Origin of the sequence: Pseudomonas sp. KNUC1026 (assembly GCF_021650705.1) — a bacterium.
In the GTDB taxonomy this organism is placed as follows: domain Bacteria; phylum Pseudomonadota; class Gammaproteobacteria; order Pseudomonadales; family Pseudomonadaceae; genus Aquipseudomonas.
The window spans coordinates 3,718,363-3,740,743 of the sequence record NZ_CP087138.1 but is presented as its reverse complement, the minus strand read 5'-3'; the positions used below and the strand labels follow the sequence as shown (position 1 = coordinate 3,740,743).

The 22,381-nt window shown below is 61.7% G+C and carries 16 protein-coding genes, 1 tRNA gene and 6 pseudogenes; 11 read left to right on the top strand and 12 right to left on the bottom strand.

Translation table 11 applies throughout. From position 1 onward, the window contains the following. Positions 1 to 10 precede the first annotated feature (10 nt). From yacG to pilB, 5 genes and pseudogenes are all read right to left on the bottom strand, one after another. Positions 11 to 211 (bottom strand): DNA gyrase inhibitor YacG, encoded by a 201-nt coding sequence (yacG, locus tag LN139_RS17550; RefSeq protein ID WP_236355394.1) that lies wholly within the window; start codon positions 209 to 211, stop codon positions 11 to 13. After that, positions 208 to 822 (bottom strand): dephospho-CoA kinase, encoded by a 615-nt coding sequence (gene coaE, locus LN139_RS17545; RefSeq protein WP_236355393.1) that lies wholly within the window; start codon positions 820 to 822, stop codon positions 208 to 210. The genes yacG and coaE overlap by 4 nt, the downstream gene beginning before the upstream one ends. After that, the gene (locus LN139_RS17540) at positions 819 to 1,688 is read right to left on the bottom strand and encodes a prepilin peptidase (protein ID WP_236355392.1); all 870 of its coding nucleotides are present in this window, start codon (positions 1,686 to 1,688) and stop codon (positions 819 to 821) included. Before LN139_RS17540 ends, coaE begins: the two co-directional genes overlap by 4 nt. Before the next feature lie 3 nt (positions 1,689 to 1,691). Then, positions 1,692 to 2,908, bottom strand: a pseudogene (locus LN139_RS17535) (type II secretion system F family protein). Positions 2,909 to 2,910: 2 nt separating this feature from the next. Beyond that, positions 2,911 to 4,397 (bottom strand): annotated as a pseudogene (gene pilB, locus LN139_RS17530) (type IV-A pilus assembly ATPase PilB). A 436-nt stretch (positions 4,398 to 4,833) separates the two neighbouring features. On the opposite strand from pilB, the gene LN139_RS17525 reads away from it, so the two are divergent. The 3 genes from LN139_RS17525 to LN139_RS17510 all read left to right on the top strand — a co-directional run bounded on the left by LN139_RS17525 (position 4,834) and on the right by LN139_RS17510 (position 5,815). Next, on the top strand, positions 4,834 to 5,253 hold the full coding sequence (locus LN139_RS17525) for a pilin (protein ID WP_236355391.1): 420 nt from the start codon (positions 4,834 to 4,836) through the stop codon (positions 5,251 to 5,253). A gap of 58 nt (positions 5,254 to 5,311) precedes the next feature. Beyond that, positions 5,312 to 5,692: a pilin gene (locus LN139_RS17515; protein WP_442964333.1), complete on the top strand. Its 381-nt coding sequence runs from the start codon at positions 5,312 to 5,314 to the stop codon at positions 5,690 to 5,692. Between the two features lie 47 nt (positions 5,693 to 5,739). After that, positions 5,740 to 5,815: transfer RNA gene (locus LN139_RS17510), tRNA-Thr, on the top strand. A gap of 28 nt (positions 5,816 to 5,843) precedes the next feature. Here LN139_RS17510 and LN139_RS17505 read toward each other — a convergent pair. From LN139_RS17505 to LN139_RS17495, 3 genes and pseudogenes are all read right to left on the bottom strand, one after another. Further along, positions 5,844 to 7,078: pseudogene (locus LN139_RS17505) on the bottom strand (aromatic ring-hydroxylating oxygenase subunit alpha). A 30-nt stretch (positions 7,079 to 7,108) separates the two neighbouring features. Beyond that, positions 7,109 to 8,452, bottom strand: coding sequence for an MmgE/PrpD family protein (locus tag LN139_RS17500; RefSeq protein WP_236355390.1), 1,344 nt, complete (start codon positions 8,450 to 8,452; stop codon positions 7,109 to 7,111). 113 nt (positions 8,453 to 8,565) lie between these two features. Beyond that, positions 8,566 to 9,531: a LysR substrate-binding domain-containing protein gene (locus tag LN139_RS17495; protein WP_236355389.1), complete on the bottom strand. Its 966-nt coding sequence runs from the start codon at positions 9,529 to 9,531 to the stop codon at positions 8,566 to 8,568. A gap of 323 nt (positions 9,532 to 9,854) precedes the next feature. Between LN139_RS17495 and LN139_RS17490 the strand changes: the two genes are divergently transcribed. The 8 genes and pseudogenes from LN139_RS17490 to LN139_RS17455 all read left to right on the top strand — a co-directional run bounded on the left by LN139_RS17490 (position 9,855) and on the right by LN139_RS17455 (position 19,011). Beyond that, entirely contained in the window at positions 9,855 to 10,889 is a 1,035-nt protein-coding gene (locus tag LN139_RS17490) for a quaternary amine ABC transporter ATP-binding protein (protein WP_236355388.1), read from the top strand. 48 nt (positions 10,890 to 10,937) lie between these two features. After that, positions 10,938 to 11,894, top strand: coding sequence for a glycine betaine/L-proline ABC transporter permease ProW (gene proW / locus LN139_RS17485; protein ID WP_236355387.1), 957 nt, complete (start codon positions 10,938 to 10,940; stop codon positions 11,892 to 11,894). 42 nt (positions 11,895 to 11,936) lie between these two features. Next, the gene (proX, locus tag LN139_RS17480) at positions 11,937 to 12,959 is read left to right on the top strand and encodes a glycine betaine/L-proline ABC transporter substrate-binding protein ProX (protein WP_236355386.1); all 1,023 of its coding nucleotides are present in this window, start codon (positions 11,937 to 11,939) and stop codon (positions 12,957 to 12,959) included. Positions 12,960 to 12,989: 30 nt separating this feature from the next. After that, the gene (locus LN139_RS17475) at positions 12,990 to 14,030 is read left to right on the top strand and encodes a GlxA family transcriptional regulator (protein WP_236355385.1); all 1,041 of its coding nucleotides are present in this window, start codon (positions 12,990 to 12,992) and stop codon (positions 14,028 to 14,030) included. Between the two features lie 108 nt (positions 14,031 to 14,138). Continuing rightward, a pseudogene (locus tag LN139_RS17470) lies at positions 14,139 to 15,441 on the top strand (NAD(P)/FAD-dependent oxidoreductase). Positions 15,442 to 15,509: 68 nt separating this feature from the next. Further along, a pseudogene (locus LN139_RS17465) lies at positions 15,510 to 16,413 on the top strand (dihydrodipicolinate synthase family protein). A gap of 2 nt (positions 16,414 to 16,415) precedes the next feature. Continuing rightward, the gene (locus tag LN139_RS17460) at positions 16,416 to 17,906 is read left to right on the top strand and encodes an aldehyde dehydrogenase (RefSeq protein ID WP_236355384.1); all 1,491 of its coding nucleotides are present in this window, start codon (positions 16,416 to 16,418) and stop codon (positions 17,904 to 17,906) included. A 94-nt stretch (positions 17,907 to 18,000) separates the two neighbouring features. Continuing rightward, positions 18,001 to 19,011, top strand: a complete 1,011-nt coding sequence (locus LN139_RS17455) for a GlxA family transcriptional regulator (RefSeq protein WP_236355383.1) — start codon at positions 18,001 to 18,003, stop codon at positions 19,009 to 19,011. 113 nt (positions 19,012 to 19,124) lie between these two features. On the opposite strand, the gene LN139_RS25800 is transcribed toward LN139_RS17455, so the two are convergent. From LN139_RS25800 to nadC, 4 genes and pseudogenes are all read right to left on the bottom strand, one after another. Continuing rightward, a complete protein-coding gene (locus tag LN139_RS25800; RefSeq protein ID WP_442964448.1) occupies positions 19,125 to 19,829 on the bottom strand; it encodes a methyl-accepting chemotaxis protein in 705 nt (234 codons plus the stop codon). 228 nt (positions 19,830 to 20,057) lie between these two features. After that, positions 20,058 to 20,267 (bottom strand): annotated as a pseudogene (locus LN139_RS25795) (methyl-accepting chemotaxis protein); the annotation flags it as partial. 608 nt (positions 20,268 to 20,875) lie between these two features. Next, complete coding sequence (locus tag LN139_RS17445; protein WP_236355381.1) at positions 20,876 to 21,421, bottom strand: cupin domain-containing protein; 546 nt, start codon at positions 21,419 to 21,421, stop codon at positions 20,876 to 20,878. Positions 21,422 to 21,454: 33 nt separating this feature from the next. Beyond that, positions 21,455 to 22,303 (bottom strand): carboxylating nicotinate-nucleotide diphosphorylase, encoded by an 849-nt coding sequence (nadC, locus tag LN139_RS17440; RefSeq protein WP_236355380.1) that lies wholly within the window; start codon positions 22,301 to 22,303, stop codon positions 21,455 to 21,457. Positions 22,304 to 22,381 lie beyond the last annotated feature (78 nt).

Here is a 22,381-nt window from a genome sequence, read left to right as displayed (position 1 = left end):
ATGGCAGGGTTCAGTGCTGGCGCGGCATCAGGTCTTCGGAAAACAGCTCGTCCTCGGCATCAGGCGCCACCGGGATCTTGTGCTCTTCCGAGGCCCAGGCGCCCAGGTCGATCAGCTTGCAACGCTCCGAACAGAACGGCCGCTGCGCCGATGCCGGGCCCCATTCCACAGGGGCGTTGCAGGTAGGGCAGTGAACGATGGTCGGGCTCATGCAGGTGCTCCAGGTAAAGTCAGGTAAAACGAATGCAGGCGGTCGACCTCGGCGTGCAGCCAGGCGAGGTCGCGGTCATTGACGATCACATCATCGGCCCAGGCCAGGCGCTGCTCGCGGCTGGCCTGGGCCTGCAGAATGGCACGCACCTGTGCTTCGGAGGTGCCGTCGCGGGCCAGGGTGCGTTGCACCTGCAGCTCGCTGGGCACATCCACCACCAGCACCCGGCGTGCGCCACGGCGGTTGCCGGTTTCCACCACCAGCGGTGCCATGTAGATCGCATAAGGCGACGTTGCCCGCGCCAGGCGCGCCTCGATCTCCGCGCCAATCAACGGGTGCAGCAGCGCCTCGACCCACTGCCGTTCATCGGGGTCAGCGAAGATCAGCTCGCGCAGCACTGCGCGGTTCAAGGTGCCCTCGGCGTTCAGCACGCGCTCGCCGAAATGCGCCACCAGTTGCGTCAACGCCGGCTGGCCCGGCTCGACCACCCAACGCGAGGCGTGGTCGGCATCCACCACTTCAATGCCGTGGGCCATGAAACGCTCGGCGGCGGCGCTCTTGCCGCTGCCGATGCCGCCGGTGAGGGCAAGAATCCAGGGAGTGTGGGTCATCTAAATCCAGCGAATTGCAGGTACAGGCCGGTTATTTGATCACCCCAGAGCAAAGCGATCCACCCCGCCAGTGCAATGTACGGCCCGAACGGGATCGGCGTGCTGCTGCTCGCACCCCGCGCACGCAACAAAATCACCCCCAATACCGCACCCACCACCGACGACAGCAGCACCGTCAGCGGCAGCAACTGCCAGCCACCCCAGGCGCCGAACATCGCCAGCAGCTTGAAGTCGCCATATCCCATGCCTTCCTTGCCGGTCACCAGCCGGAACAGCTGAAACACCAGCCACAACGAGCCGTAGCCGAACACCGCGCCCCACAGCGCGTCCGGTAGTGGGGCGAAAACGTTTTGCGTGTTGAGGATCAGGCCCAGCCACAGCAGGGGCAGCACGATCACATCTGGCAGCCACTGGCGGTCGATGTCGATCAGGCTCAGCGCCAGCAGGCCCCAGGTGAGCACCAGCATCGCCGCCATCTGCCAGGTAGCGCCGAAATGCCAGGCGATGAAGACGCTGAGCACGCCGCTGGCCAGCTCCACCAGCGGATAGCGAGCGCTGATGCGCGCCTTGCAACCGGCGCAGCGGCCTTTGAGGAACAGGTAGCTGAGCAGCGGGATATTCTCGTGGGCGCGGATCGGGCGCTGGCAGTGCGGCAGCAGGAGCGGGGAGTGACGAGGTTGTAACGCTCGGGTTGGGGTTCCTCGGGGAGTTCGGTAGTCCAGCGCCTGGGCTCGCCATTGGCGGTCGAGCGTGATGGGCAGGCGATGGATGACGACGTTGAGGAAACTGCCGACGAGCAGGCCGAGGAGCAGGGTGCAGAGGGTCAGGGCCAGGGGGGAGGTGGCCAGGAGGTCAAGAGCGGGCATGGGTTAGACGACGGAGCCGAGTTGGAAGATGGGGAGGTACATGGCGATGACGAGGCCGCCGACCAAAATGCCCAAGACGGCCATGATCATGGGCTCCATCAAAGTCGTAAGGCTGCCGACGGCGTTGTCGACTTCCTCTTCATAATAGCCCGCTACCTTGTCAAGCATGTTATCGAGAGCGCCCGACTCTTCCCCTATCGCTGTCATCTGTATAGCCAAGCTTGGAAATACCTTTGCCGACCGCATAGAGGTGTTTAGAGGCGTGCCTGTGGAAACATCTTGCTTTACCTGGTTGACAGCGGTTTTGAAAACAACATTTCCCGTCGCACCTGATACAGAGTCCAACGCTTCAACCAATGGAACGCCAGCTGCGAAGGTGGTGGAGAGGGTCCTGGCAAATCGGGCGATAGCAGACTTATAGAGAATGCCCCCGATAATCGGAATTTTCAGATAAAAATGATCCAGCGCATCTCGAAACCGCTCGCTTTTTTCTGAACCTGTACAACTGCGAACCCAGCTATAAATAAGGCTGGCAATATGATGTACCACCAGTTTTGTACAAAGTCCGACAGAGAAATAACCATCTGTGTGAAAGCAGGTAGCTCCGCTCCAAAGCCCTGAAATACGATTTGAAACTGCGGCACGACCTTTATAAGCAAGATGCCCGACACTACGAACGCTACAATCAGCACCGCTATAGGATAGGTCATCGCCTTTTTGATTTTTGCCTTGAGTGCTTCGGTTTTTTCCTTATAGGTCGCGACGCGATCAAGCAGCGTCTCGAGCGCGCCTGCTTGTTCGCCAGCGTCGACAAGGTTGCAATAGAGGTCGTCGAAGTATTTAGGGTGCTGCCTCAAGGCATGAGCCAGCGTATTACCAGAAGAGACCTCGTTTTTCAAATTCAAAACAAGATTTTTGAAGTTGACGTTGTCTACACTCTCGGTAATGATGTCAAAAGCCTGCAGTAACGGTACTCCGGCGCGCATCATCGTGGCCATTTGGCGTGTAAAGAATGCAATGTCCAGAGGCTTTATTCGTTTCCCTCCGCCGAACAATGGTCTGGATTTCTTTTTGATTTTGCCAGGTGTAATGCCCTGTTTTCTAAGTTGAGCCTTGACCAAGGCTATGCTCTGGCTGCTCAGCTCGCCCTTTACAGAGTTACCTTTACGGTCTAACCCTTCCCATGCAAATGAAGTTTCTTTAGAAGTCGGAGTGGCCATTATCAATCCTTGGTCACACGGTTGACTTCTTCTAGGCTAGTAATACCCAGCATGACCTTCTCCAGGCCGGACATCCGCAAGTCATTGAAGCCCTCCTTACGCATTTGCATAGAAATTTCGATCGAGTTTCCGCCTTCCATAATCAAACGCTGCAAGGCGGGGGTGATCTTAACCACCTCATATATGCCTTGACGGCCCTTATAGCCCGCGTTGCAATGGCTGCACCCTACGGGCTCGTAGATTTTGAACGACCCTAAGGACTCAACGGGGAAACCTTCAGCGATCAAAACGTCCTTTGGAACATCGGCCTCTTTTTTGCAAAGTGGGCACAGCTTTCGAGCAAGCCGCTGCGCAATGATCAAGTTGACAGACGTTGCAATGTTGAAGCTTGCCACACCCATGTTCTGAAGGCGCGTCAATGTTTCGGCAGCACTGTTTGTGTGGAGGGTGGATAGCACCATATGCCCTGTCTGAGCAGCCTTGATTGCAATCTCGGCTGTCTCTAGGTCCCGGATCTCACCGACCATGATTACATCAGGGTCTTGTCTGAGAACGAACGCAGTGCTGATGCGAAATCCAGCCCCTGCCTGGGGTTGACATTTACCTGGTTGATACCCTCCATATTGATCTCCACTGGGTCTTCGGCTGTGGAGATGTTGATGTCAACGGTGTTTAATATATTGAGGCCGGTATAAAGAGATACGGTTTTACCGGACCCGGTAGGGCCGGTAACCAAAATCATTCCTTGTGGTTGCTTGAGGGCGCTCAGATAAAGTTCTTTTTGGGATGCCTCATATCCCAGTGCATCGATTCCCATTTGTGCACTTGATGGGTCGAGGATACGCATTACGATCTTTTCACCCCACAGCGTTGGCAGGGTATTAACGCGAAAATCAATAGCTTTATTTTTAGATATCCGCATTTTTATACGGCCGTCTTGAGGTTTCCGTCTTTCCGAGATATCGAGACTCGCCATGACTTTTAAGCGAGCGGCAATACGACTCGCCAGCGAGATGGGCGGCCTCGCCATTTCTCTCAACATTCCATCGGTCCTGAACCGGACACGATAGGCTTTCTCGTACGGTTCGAAGTGCAGATCGGAAGAGCCGCCCCGGATGGCATCCAGCAACATCTTGTTGACGAATCTAACAACCGGCGCATCATCTGCATCCGCAGTGATGGGCTCGTCTCGTTCTGTAGACGCGGAGTCTATATCCACTCCGTCGAGATCTACGTCGGCCAGATCCTCCAGGCCAGTAGTTGCAGCCTCAAAATACTGGTCTATAGCTGCGGTGAGTTTATCGTCTTCTACTAAAATAGCCTCGGCGGTCAGGCCGGTGCTGAACTGTATATCGGTGATTGCCTGGTGGTTAGTGGGGTCAGCCATACCAATGAAAAGCTTGTTGCCGCGTTTCCAGAGCGGCAACGCACGATGTTGGCGTACAAGCTTTTCGCTTACTGCAGCCTTGGGCTGGCTGCTGCGATCCATTGCCGCAATATCAAAGAGAGCCACTCCGAACTGGTCGGACGCAACCTCAGCCAGTACTCGACCTTCCACGAGCTTGTTCTGGACCAGATAGTGAACAAGCGATACCCGCCCACGCTGGGCCTGCAGGTAAGCTTGCTGGGCGGCCTGCTCGGTGAGAAGCTCAGTGACGACCAGCTGTCTGGCCAGGCCGGTAAGGGCGATATCATTCATTCGGAGATCCGGATACTGCGCAATTGCAGCTGTTATAGCCTAGTCATGCGAGTGTGCCAATAAGATTGGGTGGGGGTGACAAATTTTGTCAGACATGGCTCATTAGTGGCATGTGATACATGTGAAGAAACTTTTTCAGATCTGAAATTTCGACGATTTCAGGTCTGGCATATGAATTGCTGGTGCGTAACCTGACAGGGCTTTCCCCTGAATCTGGAGATGTACGATGAATAATCAGAAGGGCTTCACGCTCATCGAACTGATGATCGTGGTAGCAATTATCGGTATCCTTGCTGCAATCGCTATCCCGCAATACTCGAAATATCAGTCGAAGTCGAAAATTGCTGCCGCCATCGCAGAAACCTCTGCGCTGAAAGTAGGTGTCGATGATCGTATTCAGAGTGGTTCCGACGTTGCAAAATCCACAGATGTTGGTGCCGCGGCTGAATCCACTTCTAACTGTTCTGCTTTGACTGCCGTCGGTAAAGCTTCCGATGGATCTGGCTCCATTCAATGCGTCATGCAGAATGGTCCAGTTGCGATTCAAGGCAAGAAGGTTACTTGGACGCGTGCCAACGGTACTTGGTCTTGTGCCACAGATGTAACTGATGGGACTCTGGTTCCGAAGAGCTGCGGTGGCTCTTGATTAGTTGAGCAGGAGAAGAGCTATTAAGGCGGACAGGGCCTTCACGCTCATTGAGCTGATGATCGTTATAGCGATCATCAGCATCTTGGCGGCCATAGCATTTCCCGTATATAGTCAGTTCCAAGTCAAGTCGAAGGTCGCGGCTTCTTTGGCAGAGTTGTCTGCGTTGCAGGTCAATGTCGATCAAGCGCTTGCAGGTGGAAAAACTTCGCCCAATCTAGCGGATATAGGTGCTGATACTCTTGTTTCAGCCAGCTGTTCTGTATCTATCTCATCAGATGCCAACGGCCAGTACCTTGCGTGCACGATTGTTAACCCTCCTGCGGCGATATCAGGTGGAATTTTATCGTTGCGTCGAGACCCTGCCGGCGTCTGGACCTGCTCTGCCAATACCAGCATTTCACTCAATTTTCTTCCAAAAGGATGCAAATCCCAATAGTGGGGCTGTTGCCTTGCTGTCTCGGGGTGCTACCTTGCCGCCCCACCGCCGGTGTAGCTCAGTCGGTAGAGCAGCGCACTCGTAACGCGAAGGTCGTAGGTTCGATTCCTATCTCCGGCACCATCCCCCTCCCAACCCCGCCCTCCAGCACCTACCCCACCGCCTTCAACCCCACCACCCCCCGCAACCGATCCAGCATCGTCCCGCAATACCAATCATCAAACTGGCAAACCCCATTCTCCGCCACCTCCGAGAACGGCCCCGGCTCGTACGACGGCGAATTCACCCCGCCTGCGTTCCCTCCACCAATTGCCGATCCTGGTCATTGGTCGCAATCCACACCTTGGTCAGCCGCTCCAGGTCATAGTCCACCCCTTCGACCGCCGAGGCCGGCACCAGCCATTTGGTCGTGACCAGCGTCTCGTTAGGCCCGATCGGCAGCACGCGAAAGCTCAAGGCGTGGTCGCCAAGAAAGTGGTTCCAGGTAGACGGATAGTTGAAGTACAGCAGCGCGCCAATGTCCGCCTCACCGCTGGCATCCAGGCGCCCATTAACGGCAGGCTGGCCGTCCATGGTGTAGCTCACTGCGCCTTTGGACAGCGGAATGCGGGTCATGCGGAAGCGCCCATTGATGTCCATCACCAACTTGCTCGGCAGCCCGGCGCGTTCGCAGCGGGCCCAGTGCGCGGCAAGTTCCGGGTCGTCTTCGCCGCCAACGCCCGCCACTGAAAGATTTTCAACGAACGAGTTGAGCAGCTCGGGGTGTGTCCCGTCGCAGTGGTAGCACTCGCGGTTGTTCTCGAACACCAGCTTCCAGTTGCCTTTCTCGATCAGGTCAGCTTTGAACGCCACTTTGCAGTTGTTCAGCAAGTGCGGCTGGATGAACGGCGTGACCGACGCGCGAAAGGCTTCGAAGTCTGGCGCTTTGGCTGCGACGCACACATAGATGTAGCTCTCCACCACCTCCACATGCACCGGCTTGAGGTTGTACTGAGCCTTGTCGAAGTCGGCACCCATGTTGCCGGCGAACAGCAGGTTGCCGTCCAGTTCGTAGGTCCACTTGTGGTAAGGGCATACCAGCTTGGCGACCTTGCCCTGTTCGTGTTCGCACACTTTGGCGCCGCGGTGGCGGCAGGCGTTGTGGAAGGCGCGTACTTCACCGCCTTTGCTGCGCACGACGGCCACGGGGTAGTCACCGATCTGCAGGGTGAAATACTGGCCGGGCTTTTCGATTTCGAACGTGTGGCCGGCGAATATCCAGTCTCTGTGCCAAAGCTGTTCCAGGTCCTGCCGGTACACCTCAGGGTCGCTGTACAGCTCGCGCGGCAGTGAGTGGCGGGGTTTGCGCTGCGAAATCAGGTCGATCACGGTTTGTTTGTCGCTCATGGCGATCCTCCGGAACAGGGTGCGTGCGGGTTATTGGGCGGCCGCGTTGAACAGCGGGGCCAGGGCGTCGATGGCAGAAGGGGCAGTTTCCAGGCTCTTCACGGCCTGTTTCACCTGGGCGCAGGCAGCGGGGCTGAGGTTCACGCTGGCGAACAGGTCGAACTTGGCGTCAATGTCCTCGGGCGTCATTGGCCGCTCCGGGTCGCCGAGCGCAGCCGTGATGGGCGACACGAAGCGCTCGCCGTTTTTCAGCGTCACGATTACCCGCGAGAGAATTTCCTCGGGGAAGCGTGCAGAAATGTCCACAGCTTCCACGATCTCGATGCGGCCACTCACCGCCAGAATGTCCGGCGCATGGATCGACTCACCGGTCACCTCCGCCGGGCCTACCTGGCCCCGTGCGATCAATGCGGCGAGCGGGAAGGCGAGGGCGTACTGCGCCTGGTCGGCATCGGCGGGGCGGTGGCCTTGCAGGCACATCGACTCCCAGAAGGTTTCGACGCGGATTGCCTCGACCGTTTCTGCGCTGATGCCCGGATGCTCGGCCAACAGCGCCGTCATCGCGGTCAAGGCAGGCTGCGCCCATCGGCACACCGGCCAGGGCTTGAAATACTGAGCGTCGATTTCCCAGCGCTCACCGAGGTCGCGCCAATAGGGCTGGGCGACGTCGCCGGTCACTGTCTCGGCAGGCGCACCGGTGATGCCTTCACGGGCCATCAGCAGCGCGTTCAGGCCCACATAAGCGCCCGAGCCATGGGCGTCGCGCAGCATGGTGGGGTGCTGGATAAGGCGCATCATCGGGCAACGCGCACTGAAATATTCAGCGATGCCGAGGGCGTGGTTGAAGGTGGCTTCGTCCAGCCCCATCAGGCGTGCGCCGCCGCACACCACGCCAATGGCGGAGAAGCCGCCCGAAGCGTGGTAGGTCGGCGAGGTGGAGATCAGCGAAACCCCCGCTCGCAGGCCGGTTTCATAGCCCACGCACAGCGCTTCCAGTAATTGCAGCCCGGTGATGCGCTGGCCCTGCTGGTGCAAGGCGTCGGCCAGCGCCAGCAAGGCTGGCACCACGGTCGCGCCGGCATGGCCTTTGGAGGTGAAGTGGCCTTCGTGCGCGTCGAGGCTGTCGGCGGTGAAGCCGCCGGCCCAACCGGCGCCCAGCAGGCCGACCCGCTCCCCGTCGAAGGGCAGCCGGCTGGTGAACTGGCCACTGGGATAATGCAGGCGTGCATAGCGATAAAGCGCCTGGCTGGTCTGGTTGGAGACCGCACCGGCCATCACGCCGACGATGTCGAGCACGCTTTTCTTGAGGATGGCCTGGGTGGGAACGGGAACGTGCGCGAACGAAAAATCGCGGCAAAACGCGTAGAGCGACATGCAGCAGCACCTCATTGTTGTAGGTTTCAGGGCGGCAGAATTCAAAATCTAAGATGAAGCGCCCGCTTGCCAGGCTCCAGCGACTTTTTAGTCGCTCAAACGATAACCACAGCTCAGGCGTTGCGGTGCGCCAGGCGCCCCAGCAGCCACTGCTGGAAGTGCCGAACCGCTTCGGTGTCTTCGGCCTCTTCGCGCACCGACAGGTAATGCCGGCTGTTGCGCAGCACCACTTGCTCCTTGATCGGCCGCACCAGCAGCCCTTGTTCCAGCAGCGCCGCCACCAGGTGATTCCAGCCCAGCGCCACGCCCTGGTGGGTGAGCACCATGCTGATGATCAGGTTGTAGTCGTTGGCGTTAAAGATCTGCGGGCTGCTGGCAGGGCGTTCATCGATATCCACACCCTGAAAGGCCAGCCACACGCCCCAGTCGACATGCTCGGCCACCTGCGAGCGGCCATAAGGGCTGAGGTTGAGCAGGGCGGCTTCGCGCACGCCTTCCAGGGTAGCGATCTGCGGGTTGCGCTCCAGGTAAGCGGGCGAGCACACCGGGTAGATCACGTCATGAAACAGCGCGGTGCTGCGGTAGCCATCGCGCACCTTCGGCAGCTTGGTAATGAACACATCCGGCTGCACCCCCGGCTCCATGGTCAGGAAGCTCTGGGTGGTAATGAGGTTCAGCTCGATGTCCGGGTGTTGGGTGAAGAAGTCCGGCAGGTGGTGCGCCAGCCACAGCGCTGAGAACGCGGGCGAGCAGCACAGCGTCAGCATTCGCTTGGCAGCCTGATTGTTGCGGATGCGTTCGGCGGCCTGGGCGATGTTGACGAACGATAACTGCGCCGCATCGAAGAACAGCTCGCCGGCGCTGGTGAGTGTGACTGCACGCCCGACGCGGCTGAACAACTGCGCACCCAGATAGCTTTCCAGCTCACGAATCTGCCGGCTGATGGCCGCCTGGGAAACGCACAACGCTTCGGCAGCGCGGGTGAAGCTTTCATATTTCGCGGCCGCCACGAACGCCTTCACTGCGCGCAACGAAGGCATTTTCAGCAACAGGGCATCGGGGTCGACGTGTTTGGACATCTCGGGCCTCGGCATGGGCAAAGTGGCGGCGGGCGTGGCGTTGGCAGGTTAGGGGCCGGGTTGGGGGTACATCCCCACTGGCGGCGCTTTTTAGCCTGTTCGCGACCAATAACCTCACGTTATCAAATCGCCTCTGGAAATGTTGTTGGATTTGCGCAGGCCCAGCCTATAGATTTGCCTGAAAGCCCTATTCCGCGGGCAAACAATAACAATAGGAATTTCGTCGTGAAGATACAGACGCATTGCTCCTGCCCATCTAGATACATTTTTCATAACTACGCGTTAGGTGAAGTTGTGCGCGCGGGACACGAAGGAGGCATGCGATGAGTCACTCCGACGAAATTATTTCCGTCCGAAACGTCTACAAAGTATTCGGGCCGCAACCGGAAGTTGCGCTCTCAATGGTAAAGGCTGGCGCCTCCAAAGCCGAAGTGTTCGAGAAAACCGGCCAGGTCATCGGTGTATTCGATGCCAACTTTGCCGTGATGCGGGGCGAGATCTTCGTGATCATGGGTTTGTCCGGTTCGGGCAAATCGACCATGGTGCGCTTGTTCAATCGCCTGATCGAACCCAGTTCCGGCTCCATCTTTCTCAATGGCAAGGAAATCACCGGCCTGGGCGATAAAGCCCTGTTGCAAGTTCGCCGCAAAGACATGGGCATGGTGTTTCAATCCTTCGCCTTGATGCCGCACATGACCGTGCTCGATAACGCAGGCTTCGGCTTGCAAATAAGCGGCGTTGCCGAAAAAGAGCGCAACCGCCGCGCGATCGAGGCGCTTCGCCAGGTGGGGCTGGGCGGCCAGGAGCACTGCTTCCCGCATCAGCTCTCCGGCGGCATGCAGCAGCGTGTGGGCCTGGCCCGGGCGCTGGCCAACGACCCGGCGATCCTGTTGATGGACGAGGCGTTTTCCGCGCTCGACCCCCTGATCCGCAGCGAGATGCAGGGCGAGCTGATCAAGCTTCAGAAAGAACAGAACCGCACCATCATCTTCATCTCCCACGATATCGAAGAGGCCGTGCGCATCGGCCACCGCATCGCGATCATGGAAGGGGGCAAGGTTGTGCAGATCGGCACGCCGCGCGATCTGCTCTGCAACCCCGCCAACGATTATGTGCGCACCTTCTTCAACGGCTTCGACGCCAGCCGCATCCTCAAAGCCGGCGACATCGCGCAGGTCGATGCCCACAGCAACTATGAGCCTGGCCGGCAAACACCGCTCAACGCAGAAACGCCGATCAAGGAAATCTTCAACATCATTGCCCAGGCCACGGCGCCGGTGCCGGTGGTGGATGAAGTAGGCACCTATAAAGGCAGCATCTCCCAGGGCCGCTTGCTGAGTTATCTGGGCGGGCATTGATCGCGGTTTTTTCACTGGCCCGAGTTGATCGGGCCTGAGGTATCGTTCATGTCGGATTTCAATATTCTTGACCCGTTCAAGTCCATCAACGTGCCGCTGGGCGCGTGGATTGAAAGTGCATTGCGTTACTTGGTGCACAACTTCCGTGATGTGTTTCGCTCGATTCGCTGGCCGGTCGATCAGGTGCTCGATGGCATTCAGGCCGCATTGATGGCAGTGCCGCCCGGCCTGTTCATCGTACTGGCCGGCCTGGTCGCCTGGCAGGTCGGTGGCCGGCGCATCGGCCTCCTCTCGGTGGTGTTGCTCACCGCGCTGGGCCTGATCGGCGTGTGGAGCGATGCGATGGTCACCCTGTCACTGGTGCTCACCTCGCTGTTCTTCTGCGCAGTGATCGGCATCCCGCTGGGCATCATCTGCGCCCGCAGCGACCGTTTGGAGATGATCATCCGCCCCGTGCTCGACGCGATGCAGACGCTGCCTGCGTTCGTGTACCTGGTGCCGGTGGTGATGCTGTTCGGCATCGGCAACGTGCCTGGGGTGATCGTCACCATCATCTTCTCGGTATCGCCGCTGGTGCGGTTGACCAACCTGGGCATCCGCCAGGTGCCTGAAGACAAGGTCGAGGCCGCCCGCGCCTTCGGCTGCACGCCGTGGCAGATGCTGATGAAGGTGCAGTTGCCGCTGGCCGCGCCGACCATCATGGCCGGCGTCAACCAGACCCTGATGCTGGCGCTGTCGATGGTGGTGGTTGCCTCGATGATTTCGGTCGGCGGCCTCGGCCTGATGGTGCTCAGCGGCATCGGCCGTCTCGACATGGCCTTGGCCAGTGTCGGCGGTATCGGCCTGGTGTTGCTGGCGATCTTCCTCGACCGTTTCACCCAGGCGCTGGGCGAGCGCAGCTCGCACCTGGGCACCGGCCAGCGTTGGTATCACACCGGGCCTGTCGGGCTGGTGATGCGCCTTAAAAAGAAGAAAAAAGCAGTAGCACAAGCGGTAACCCACTGAACTTGCCTTTCACCTAACTCAAAAAACTCAAGCAGGTGATTCATGACTTTTTCCAAGTGCAAGAACGCAATCCTGGCCAGCGTCGCCGCCTCGGTATTGGGGCTCGCCCTGGCGTCCACCGCGCAAGCCAGCGCTGAAAAGCCCGGCGAAGGGGTGAAGGTCACGCCGATCTTCCCGACCATCGCCGAAGAGCGCTTTCGCGGCGAGATCGCCATCGCTGGCCTGAAGGCCTTGGGTTACGACGTGCAGACGCCGAAGGAGACCGACTACCCGGCGCTGTTCCTGGCGCTGTCCTACGGTGATGCCGATTTCACCGTGCACATGTGGGACAAGCTGCACGCCGCCTTCTATGAAAAGGCCGGTGGCGACGATGCCATGGTCAAGGTGGGCGACGTGATGCCGGGCGTGCTGCAGGGCTTCATGATCGACAAGAAGACCGCCGAGAAATACAACATCAAGGACGTCTCGGACCTGAAGAAACCCGAGATCGCCAAGCTGTTCGACAGCAACGGCGATGGCAAGGCCGACCTGACCGGCTGCAACCCTGGCTGGGGTTGCGAGCTGATCGTCGAGCACCAGCTCAAGGCCTACGGCCTGACCGACACGGTGGTGGATAACCGCGGCTCGTACTTCGCGCTGATGGCCGACACCATCGCCCGCTACAAGGAAGGCAAGCCGATCCTCTATTACACCTGGGTGCCGCAGTGGATCTCCGGCGTGCTGGTCGAAGGCCGTGACGTGGTATGGCTGCCAGTGCCGTTCACCTCGCTGCCAGACGGCAAGAACGACGTGAACACCACCTTCGAAGGCAAGAACCTTGGCGCGCCGATCGACTCCGTCAAAGCCGTGCTGAACAAGGACTTCGCCGAGAAGAACCCCGCCGCGCGCACCTTCCTCTCCGAAGTGCAGATCGCCACGGGCGACGAAAGCGCCCAGAACCTGCGCATGCAGAAGGGCGAGAAGTCGCTGGACGACATCAAGAAGCAAGCCCAGGAATGGATCAGGGCGCACCAGGCCGAATGGGATGGCTGGCTCAAGGACGCGCGCGCAGCGGCGCAGAAGTAACTCTCAAGGCACGCACAGGCAGGTGATCGCATGAACGGCTCGACCCAGCACCCAGTGGCATTGCGCAACCCCGGCTACGGCTTGAGCCTTGTACCGGCCAGCCGTTGCGTGCGAGTGGCGTTCATCCTGCCTGAGCGGTTTTCGCTGACGGCGTTTTCCACCGCTCTCGACGCGCTCAACAGCAGCGCTGCGCTGGATGGCATCGACTACCAGATCAGCAGTTGGTCCATGCACGGCGGCCCGGTGCGCAGTGACGTCGGTGTGAACCTCGACACCCACACCATCGTGCCCGGCCGCTGGCACCATGATGTGCTGGTGGTCGTGGGTGGGCACCGGGTGAAGCTGGCGCCAGACCCTGCGCTGAACCGGGTGTTGCGCAGCGCGGCCGCCGACCGTGTGGTGGTGTGCGGGTTGTGGAACGCCGCCTTTCACCTGGCACAGGCCGGGCTGCTGCAAGGCCGGGCGTGCGTCAGCCACCCTGATAGCTGCGCACCGATCAAGGAATACCACCCCACCTTGGCGCTGGGCAGTGCCGGCCATGTGTTGAGCGACCGGGTTGGCACCTGTGCCGAGGCGAGTGCCGCGCTTGGGCTGATGCTGGAAGTGCGTGCGTTGATTGCCCAAGGCCGGCCCCTGGTGGATGCCGGCGAGATCAAGCGGCTGCATCAACCGGAGCAGATTGCCGCTATCCAACCGGCCCGGCGTTTGCCCAAGTCGCTCAGCGTTGCGGTGGCGCTGATGGAAGACAACATCGAAGAGCCGCTGGACATCGACCAGATCGCCGGCCGGATCGGCGTTTCCCGGCGCCAGCTGGAACGCCGCTTCGCCCGTTACCTGCAGGCGCCGCCGGTGCGTTACTACCTGGAGCTGCGGCTGGCCCGAGCGCGGCAGTTGATCGTCAACAGCGACCGCTCGCTCACCGACGTGGCCCTGGCCACCGGGTTCATCAGCTACCCGCACTTCTACCGGCGCTTCAAGGACCTCTTCGGCCTGCCGCCGATGGAGTTTCGCGATACGCACAGCCCGCAATTCAGGCGGCCCCAGGCGTTACCCGCCCTGGCGGCACACTGACTTAACGCATGACCAACCCCACCCGCCAGCGGGTGGGCCAGCCCTGTACGCCCTGCGAACAGGCCCACACCCAGACGAACATGGCTCAGTACCGATGAAAGTGCTTCTCTGCCCGCCGATGACGCCAGCTGTGGCTGGTTCCACCTCAGCGCCGCGCGCACGCCGCGGCCGAGCCACCGTGGCCACCACGAAGCCCCTTGGGTAGTGGTGGGTGCAGGCTTTACCGGGCTCGCTGCCGCACGGCAACTGGCGCTGAATTTCCCCGATGACGAAGTGGTGCTGGTCGAAGCCCAGGAAGTGGGCCTGGGCCCGTCCGGGCGCAACGCAGGCTTTGCCATCGACCTGCCCCATGACATCGGCGCGCCGGACTACATCGGCGACATCGCTGTGGCCAAGATCGTGCTGAAGCTGAACATGGCCGGGCAAACCCTGCTGCGCCAGCAAGTGGAAGCCAACGGCATCGACTGCCAGATGACCGCGTGCGGCAAGTACCAGGCGGCAGTCGAGGAGCGCGGCCTGGCGGTGCTCGATGCCTATCGGGGCGGCCTCGACAAACTCGAACAGCCTTACCAGATGATTGGCGAGCAGGAATTGCCACAGCACCTCGGCACGCATTTTTACCGCCGGGCGCTGTACACGCCCGGCGCCGTGCTGGTGCAGCCCTCGGCGCTGGTCAAGGGCCTGGCCGACAGCCTGCCGGCGAACGTCACCCTTTATGAGCGTACGCCGATTCTGGACGTGGACTACGGCTACGACCGTACCGTGCTCACCCACGCTGGCGGCTCGATCACCGCGCGCCGGCTGGTGCTGGCCGACGATTCGTTCGGCCAGCACTTCGGCTTCCTGCAAGGGCGCATGCTGCCGATCTTCACCTACGGCAGCATCACTCGCCAGTTGACCGAGGAGGAGCAGGCGCGCCTGGGCGGCAAGCCCTACTGGGGCGCCATCCCGGCCGACCCGTTCGGCACCACGGTGCGGCGCACCCCGACAACCGCTTGCTGATCCGCAACAGCTTCAGCTTCAACCCTGACGGGCGCAGCAACCCCAGATACTTGCAGCGCTTTTGCAGCGCCACAAGGCGTCCTTTGCCCGGCGCTTCCCGATGCTGCCCAACGTCGACTTCCAGTACACCTGGGGCGGCGCGCTGGCGATGACCCGCAACCACAGCGGCTTCTTCGGCCAATTGGCGCCCAACGTGTATGGCGCACTGGGCTGCAACGGGCTGGGCGTCACCCGCGGCACCATCACCGGCACCTTGCTGGCCGACTGGCTTGCCGGCGAGCGCACCGACCTGACCGATTTCTTGCTGGCCGCACCCGGCCCGAACGCCAACCCGCCGCAGCCGTTCCTGTCGGCGGGGGTGAACCTCAACCTGTTGTGGGGGCAACGCCGCGCAGGGCGGGAAAGCTGAGGCCAGCACACTGCCGAGCCGCAGGGCCTGGCCCTGCCTTTTACGCATCACTTGATGGAGGCAACACTGTGAACTTCGACGGCATCTTCACCCCCGCGATCACCCCGCTGCAGGCCAGCGGCCAGATCGACCACGCAGGTTTTGCGCAGGTGCTTGAGTACCTGATCGAGGCCAAGGTCCACGGCATCGTGATCGGCGGCTCCACCGGCGAGTATTACGCCCACTCCAACGAGGAGCGCCTGGCATTGATCGCCCAGGCCCGCGAGGTGGTCGGTAACCGCATCCCGCTGGTGATCGGCACCGGTGCGATTCGTACCGAAGACTCGATCCAGTTCGCCGAGGCCGCCAAGGCGCACAAGGCCGAGGCCATCCTGGTCGGCACGCCGCCTTATGCGCTGCCGACCCGAACAGGAAATCGCCGAGCACGTGCTGGCGGTGGATAAAGCCGCAGGCCTGCCGATCATGCTCTACAACTACCCCGGCCGCATGAACATGGCCATGGGCCCTGAGTTCTTCGAGGCCGTTGCCGGTTGCAAGAACATCCAGGCGATCAAGGAAAGCTCCGGCGACATGGCCAGCCTGCACCGCCTGTCGACCACCCAGCCGAACCTGCAGTTGTCCTGCGGTTGGGACGATCAGGCCCTGGAGTTCTTCGCCTGGGGCGCCCGCAGCTGGGTATGCGCCGGCTCCAACTTCGTACCGCGCGAGCACGTCGCGCTGTATGAGGCCTGTGTGCTGGAGAAGGATTTCGACAAGGGCCGCCGCATCATGGCCGCCATGCTGCCGCTGATGGATTACCTGGAAGGTGGCAAGTTCGTGCAGTCGATCAAGTACGGCTGCGAGCTGGCAGGCCTGCCCAACGGCGGCGTGCGCGCCCCGCTCAAAGGCATGACCGCCGAAGAAAAAGCCGCGCTTGAGCAGGTTGTTGCCCAGCTCAAGAAAAACGTCTCGCTGATCACTCAAGGAGCCTGAGCATGGCCGACCTGCTGAGCAAACAAGCCTACGCCGACATCGCCGCGAGCCTTGAGCTGCGCACCCAGGCGTTCATCGATGGGCGATTCGTCGCCGCCAAAAGCGGCAACACCTTCGTGACCACCAACCCGGCCACGGGCGCCGAGCTGGCACGCATCAGCGCCTGCGACAGCCAGGACGTGGACGTTGCAGTGGCGGCCGCCAAGGCCGCATTCGAGGACGGCCGCTGGAGCGGGCTGCACCCGGCGGCGCGCAAATCGGTGCTGCAACAATTTGCCCAACTGCTTGAAGACCACGCCCACGAACTGGCGGTGCTCGAGAGCCTGGACAGCGGCAAGCCCGTTCGCGAGTGCCAGAACATCGATGTACCGGAAACCATTCACACCCTGCGCTGGCATGCCGAGCTGATCGACAAGATCTACGACGCCACCGCGCCCGTGGGCAACGGTGCCGTCACGATGGTGGTGCGCGAGCCGATCGGCGTAGTGGGCCTGGTGCTGCCGTGGAACTTCCCGCTGCTGATGCTGGCCTGGAAGATCGGCCCGTCGCTGGCCGCCGGGTGCTCGATCGTGGTCAAACCGGCCAAGGAAACCACCCTCACCGCGCTGCGCGTGGCGGAGCTGGCTCACCAGGCCGGCGTGCCTGCGGGCGTGTTCAACGTGGTGCCTGGCAGCGGTAAAGAGGCCGGCGAACCGATTGGCCGCCACCCGGACATCGCCGGCGTCAGTTTCACCGGTTCCACCGACACCGGCCGGCTGTTCCTCAAGTACGCCGCCGAGTCGAACCTCAAGCGTGTGGTGCTGGAGCTGGGCGGTAAAAACCCGGCCGTGGTGATGAATGATGTCGAAGACATCGACCAGGTCGCCCAGCACGTAGTCAACGGCGCGTTCTGGAACATGGGCGAAAACTGCTCGGCCTCTTCGCGCCTGATCGTTCACAGCCAGGTGAAGGATGAGCTGCTCGAGCGGGTGCAGGTGCACCTGCGCGACTGGAAACTGGGCGACCCGCTCGACCCGGACAACCGCTTGGGCTCGATGGTCAGCAAGGCGCACTTCGAAAAGGTGCGCTCGTATCTGGAGCACGCCAGCGAGGCGCAGCTCAGGGTGGTAACCGGCGGGCAGACCGAGCAGGGCGTCTATGTACAGCCGACCATCGTCGATGGCGTAACGCCCGAAAGCCGCTTGTTCAAGGAGGAGATCTTCGGCCCGGTGCTGAGCGTGACCACGTTCGAAACCCTGGAAGAAGCCATCGAGCTTGCCAACGACACGAACTACGGCCTGGCGGCGTCTGCCTACACCGGCAACCTGCGCAATGCGCTGAAGCTCTCGCGCGGTATCCGGGCCGGCATCGTCACCGTGAACTGCTTCGGTGAGGGCGATGCCTCCACGCCGTTCGGCGGCTACAAGGAGTCGGGCTTTGGCGGGCGTGACAAATCGCAATGGGCGCACGACCAGTACACCGAGCTCAAGACCATCTGGATCGACGCTTCGTAATACCTGAACGCGTTGCCTGATCCGTTGACGACCGCCGCTGCTCAAGCGGCGGTCGTTGTTTCAGGCGCACTACCGGTTTTTGTGGGGAAACATCATGGAACGGCGCACTTTCAGCGGCGGCATCAAGGGCAAGAACCTGCGCTACCTGCAAGGTGGGCAAGCGGCGCCGACCGGCTGCGCCCATGTGGGGTTCGTGTTGCTCGATCACTTCTCGTTGCCGGCATTCACTCAGGCACTGGATACGCTGGTGACGGCCAACCTGCTGCGGCCCAACCTGTTTCGCACCACCACGTTCAGCCTGGAGATGGCGGAGGTGTGCAGCGACCTGGGCATCGTCATCCGCCCGGACCAGGCGCTGAGCGCCGCCAGCCTGGAGGGCCTGAGCCTGCTGGTGATCTGCGGTGGCCTGCGCACGCCGCTGCGTGCCCACGCCGAGCTCAAGGTGCTGCTGCGCAAGGCATCGGAGAAGGGCATTGCCCTGGGTGGGTTGTGGAATGGTGCGTGGTTCATCGGCCACGCCGGCCTGCTCGACGGTTACCGCTGTGCCATCCATCCCGAACATCGCCCGGCCCTGGCCGAAACCGCCCAGCACAGCCAGGTCACCAGCGAAAGCTACATGGTCGACCGCGACCGCTTCACTGCGGCCAGCCCCAACGGGGCGTTCTACATGGTGCTGGAATGGATCGGCTTGCAGCAGGGCACTGACCTGGTAGACGGCATCGTCGACATCCTGGCCTTCGAAGCCTCGCGCTACCGCCGGGTAAACCCCAAGCTGCGGGTGAAGATGACCGCACCGCTGCGCGATGTGGTCAAGCTGATGGAGGCGAACCTGGAGGAGCCGCTGGACCTGGCACAGATCTCCGGTTACGTCGGCCGTTCGCGGCGGCAGATCGAGCGGCTGTTCAAAGACCAGCTCAACACCACGCCGCTGCGTTACTACCTGGAACTGCGAGTGACAGAAGGCCGCCGGCTGCTGCAGCATTCGACGCTGTCGATCGTGCAGGTGGCAGTGGCCTGCGGGTTCGTATCGCCCAGCCACTTCAGCAAGTGCTACACCGCGTATTTCGGGCACCCGCCGTCGAAGGAAAAGCGGCTGGAGTTTTGAGAGTGTGCTCGTCGCGCGGCTGAACTTTGGTGGGGAGCTGTCGCCCGTTACACGGCGCGCGGCAAGCCGGCCTCCCACAAATTCGGTGGGAGGACGGCTCGCCGCGCGACGTGTCAGCCCCCCAACCGCGCTGTCAATTCACTCATCTGCCCCGACAACCGATTCAGGTTCCCGCTCGCCTGCTCGGTGCGCTGCACGCTCTGCTGGTTCTCACTGGCGATCGCGGTGATTTCCGTGAGGTTCTGCGCAATGTCCTCGGCCACCGACGTCTGCTCCTCGGCCGCGGTGGCGATCTGGCGGTTCATGCCGCGAATGGCTTCGATCGCCTCGCTCACCTGGTGCAGGATCTCGCTGGTGCGGTTGATGTGCTCGGCGCTTTCGCTGCTGCGGGCCTGGCCGCTTTCGATGGCTTTGGCCGCATCGGTGGTGCCTAGCTGCACGGCGTCGATGATCTGGTTGATTTCGCTGATGGACGAGGAGGTGCGTTGCGCCAGGCTGCGCACTTCGTCGGCGACCACGGCAAAACCGCGGCCCGCCTCGCCCGCGCGGGCGGCCTCGATGGCGGCGTTCAGGGCCAGCAGGTTGGTTTGCTCGGCAATCCCACGGATCACCTCAAGCACCTTGCCGACGCGGCCGCTGTCGTTTTCCAGCTTACGGATCACCTCGGCGGTGGTTTCTATTTCGCGGCGCATGTGGTCGATGGCGCCGATGGTCGTCTTCATCACCCGATCGCCCTGGCGAGCCGAAGCGTCGGCATCATCGGCCGCCTGTGCGGCGTCCTGGGCGTGGCGGGCCACCTCCTGGGCGGTGGCGGACATTTCTGTCATGGCCGTGGCCACCTGGTCGGTACGCTGGAACTGCTCCTCGCTGCCCTGTGCCATCTGCCGGGCGATCTGGTGCAGCTCGGAGCTTGCGCCGTCGAGCTCGGTAGCGTTGCGCTTGAGGCGAGTGAAGGTTTCGGCGAGGAAGTCACGCAGTGTATTGGCGGCATTGGCCAGGCGGCCCAGCTCGTCCTCGCGGTCGCTGCTCACGCGTTCGGCGAAGCGGCCTTTGCTGAGGTCGTCGACATAGCCGATCAATTGGGTGATCGGTTGCACCAATTGCCGGCTCACCAGCCACAGGCTGAGCAATGCGATCAGCACGCCGGAGGCGAGTAGCACCGAGAAGCCCAGCCACACGGTTCGCTCGGCAGTGGCGCTGATACCCTCGGCTTGCGCCTTGGCGTCTTCGGCGATTCGTTTGGCCAGTGCACTCATCTGGTCACTGATGGCGCGGTCGATACCGGTCACGCTCTTGTCACCAGCGATAGGGTCGGCGCCGCCCGCGACGAAGGTGTCACGGCCACGCGCATATTGCGCGAGCAAAGCCTGGTGGCCTTCACGCAACTGGTCGATCTGGCCTTTGGCTTCAGCGGCCAGGCCCGGCTGTGCAGCCAGCTGCCCGAGCAGGTTCTGCACATCACGGTGGCGGGCTTCGAACTGGCTCCAGTATTTGTCCAGGTCGGCCGGCTGCTTGCCGCGCAGCAGCACGTTCTTCCACTCCTGTACCTGGATCTTGAATTGCAGGTTGGCCTGTTCGACCAGTTGCGAGGTGCGCACAGGGCCGTCGACCAGTGCGCGGTAGTCGCGCACATTGCCGGCGAGGAAGTGAAAGCAGGCGACGGAAATCAACAGGATGGCCAGCAGGCTGCCGCCGATGAGGGCGAGCATGCGGGCCTTGAGGGAGCGTTTGATGGACATGGCAATGGTCTCGGAGCGAAGGCGTTTGGGGGTGGTTGTGCAACCCGCGGACGATCCGTATCCCTTGTTATGCCATGCCATCGGCAGCTTGCCCGAGATCTTTAGCGCAGCCTTTTCAGCGCCGATCAGAAGTTGGCTGGTGTATTGGCGCTGATGATCTCCGCCTCATCCTGGCCGATGTTCTTGAAGCTGTGGGGCAGGGTGGTGGGGAAGTAGTAACCGTCGCCGGCCTGCAGGATGCTCACCTCGCCATCGATGGTCAGCTCGATGGTGCCACGGGTGACCAGCCCGCACTCTTCGCCCTCGGGGTGCACGATCGGCTCGCCGCTGTCGGCGCCTGGTGCGTAGAGCTCGCGCAACATGCGCATCTGCCGGTCCTTGACGGTGGCACCCACCAGCAGCAGGCGCACGCCCCGGCGGCCCAGGTCTGGCTGGCTCCCGGCGCGGTAGATGTAAGGGTTTTCGGCAGGCGGCTCATCGCTTGCGAAGAAGTCTGCAAGGGTCATGGGAATGCCTTCGAGCAGCTTCTTCAATGAGCTGACCGAAGGGCTGACGCGGTTCTGCTCGATCAGCGAGATGGTTGCGTTGGTGACTCCACTGCGCCGCGCCAGCTCGCGCTGCGAGAGTTGATGGCGTTCACGTACGGTTTTCAGTCGTGGCCCGATGTCCATAGCACCCTTGATGTCAGAAAGAAAAAAGGCCGATCACAGTGACAGGCGCATCGACAGGTCGACCGCTTTGACGTCTTTGGTCAGGGCTCCGATGGAAATGTAATCAACGCCGGTCTCGGCGATCACCTTCAAGGTGCTGTCGTTGATGCCGCCGCTGGCCTCGAGCTTGGCGCGGCCATGGGTGAGTGCGACGGCGGTGCGCATGTCGCCCAGGCTCAGCTCGTCGAGCATGATGATGTCGGCGCCGGCGGCCAGGGCCTGTTCCAGCTCGGCGAGATTCTCGACCTCGACTTCAACCGGCTTGCCCGGCGCGATGCGATGGGCCGCCTCTACAGCCTGGGCGATCCCGCCGCAGGCTGCGATGTGGTTTTCCTTTATAAGGAAAGCGTCGTACAGGCCGATGCGATGGTTATGGCAGCCACCGCAGGTGACCGCGTACTTCTGCGCCAGGCGCAGGCCGGGCAGGGTCTTGCGGGTGTCGAGCAGGCGCACGCCGGTGTGCGCAACCTGATCGGCCAAGGCCTGGGCGCGTGTGGCCACGCCGCTGAGCAGTTGCAGGAAGTTCAGGGCGCTGCGCTCGCCGGTGAGCAGCGAGCGAGCCGGGCCCTCGAGCCGGAACAGCGGCTGGTTGGCCTGGGCGCGCGCGCCATCGGCCACTTGCCAGTGCACAGCCACACGCGGGTCGAGCTTGCGAAACACTGCGTCCACCCAGGCGCTGCCGGCGATCACGCACGCCTCGCGGGTAATCACGGTTGCGCTGGCCAGGCGGCTTTCGGGAATCAGCTGGGCGGTGATGTCGCCGGTTCCGACATCTTCTGCCAGGGCCCGGCGCACGTTGGCGTCGATCTCGGCGCTGAGGGAGGCGAGGCTGAGGTTCGGCATGGGCGGCTCCAGGGCAAAGTGCGGCGGATTATAGGGCACGTGGCGAGGCGCGCGAACCCTTGGTGCCGGCTTGGGCGG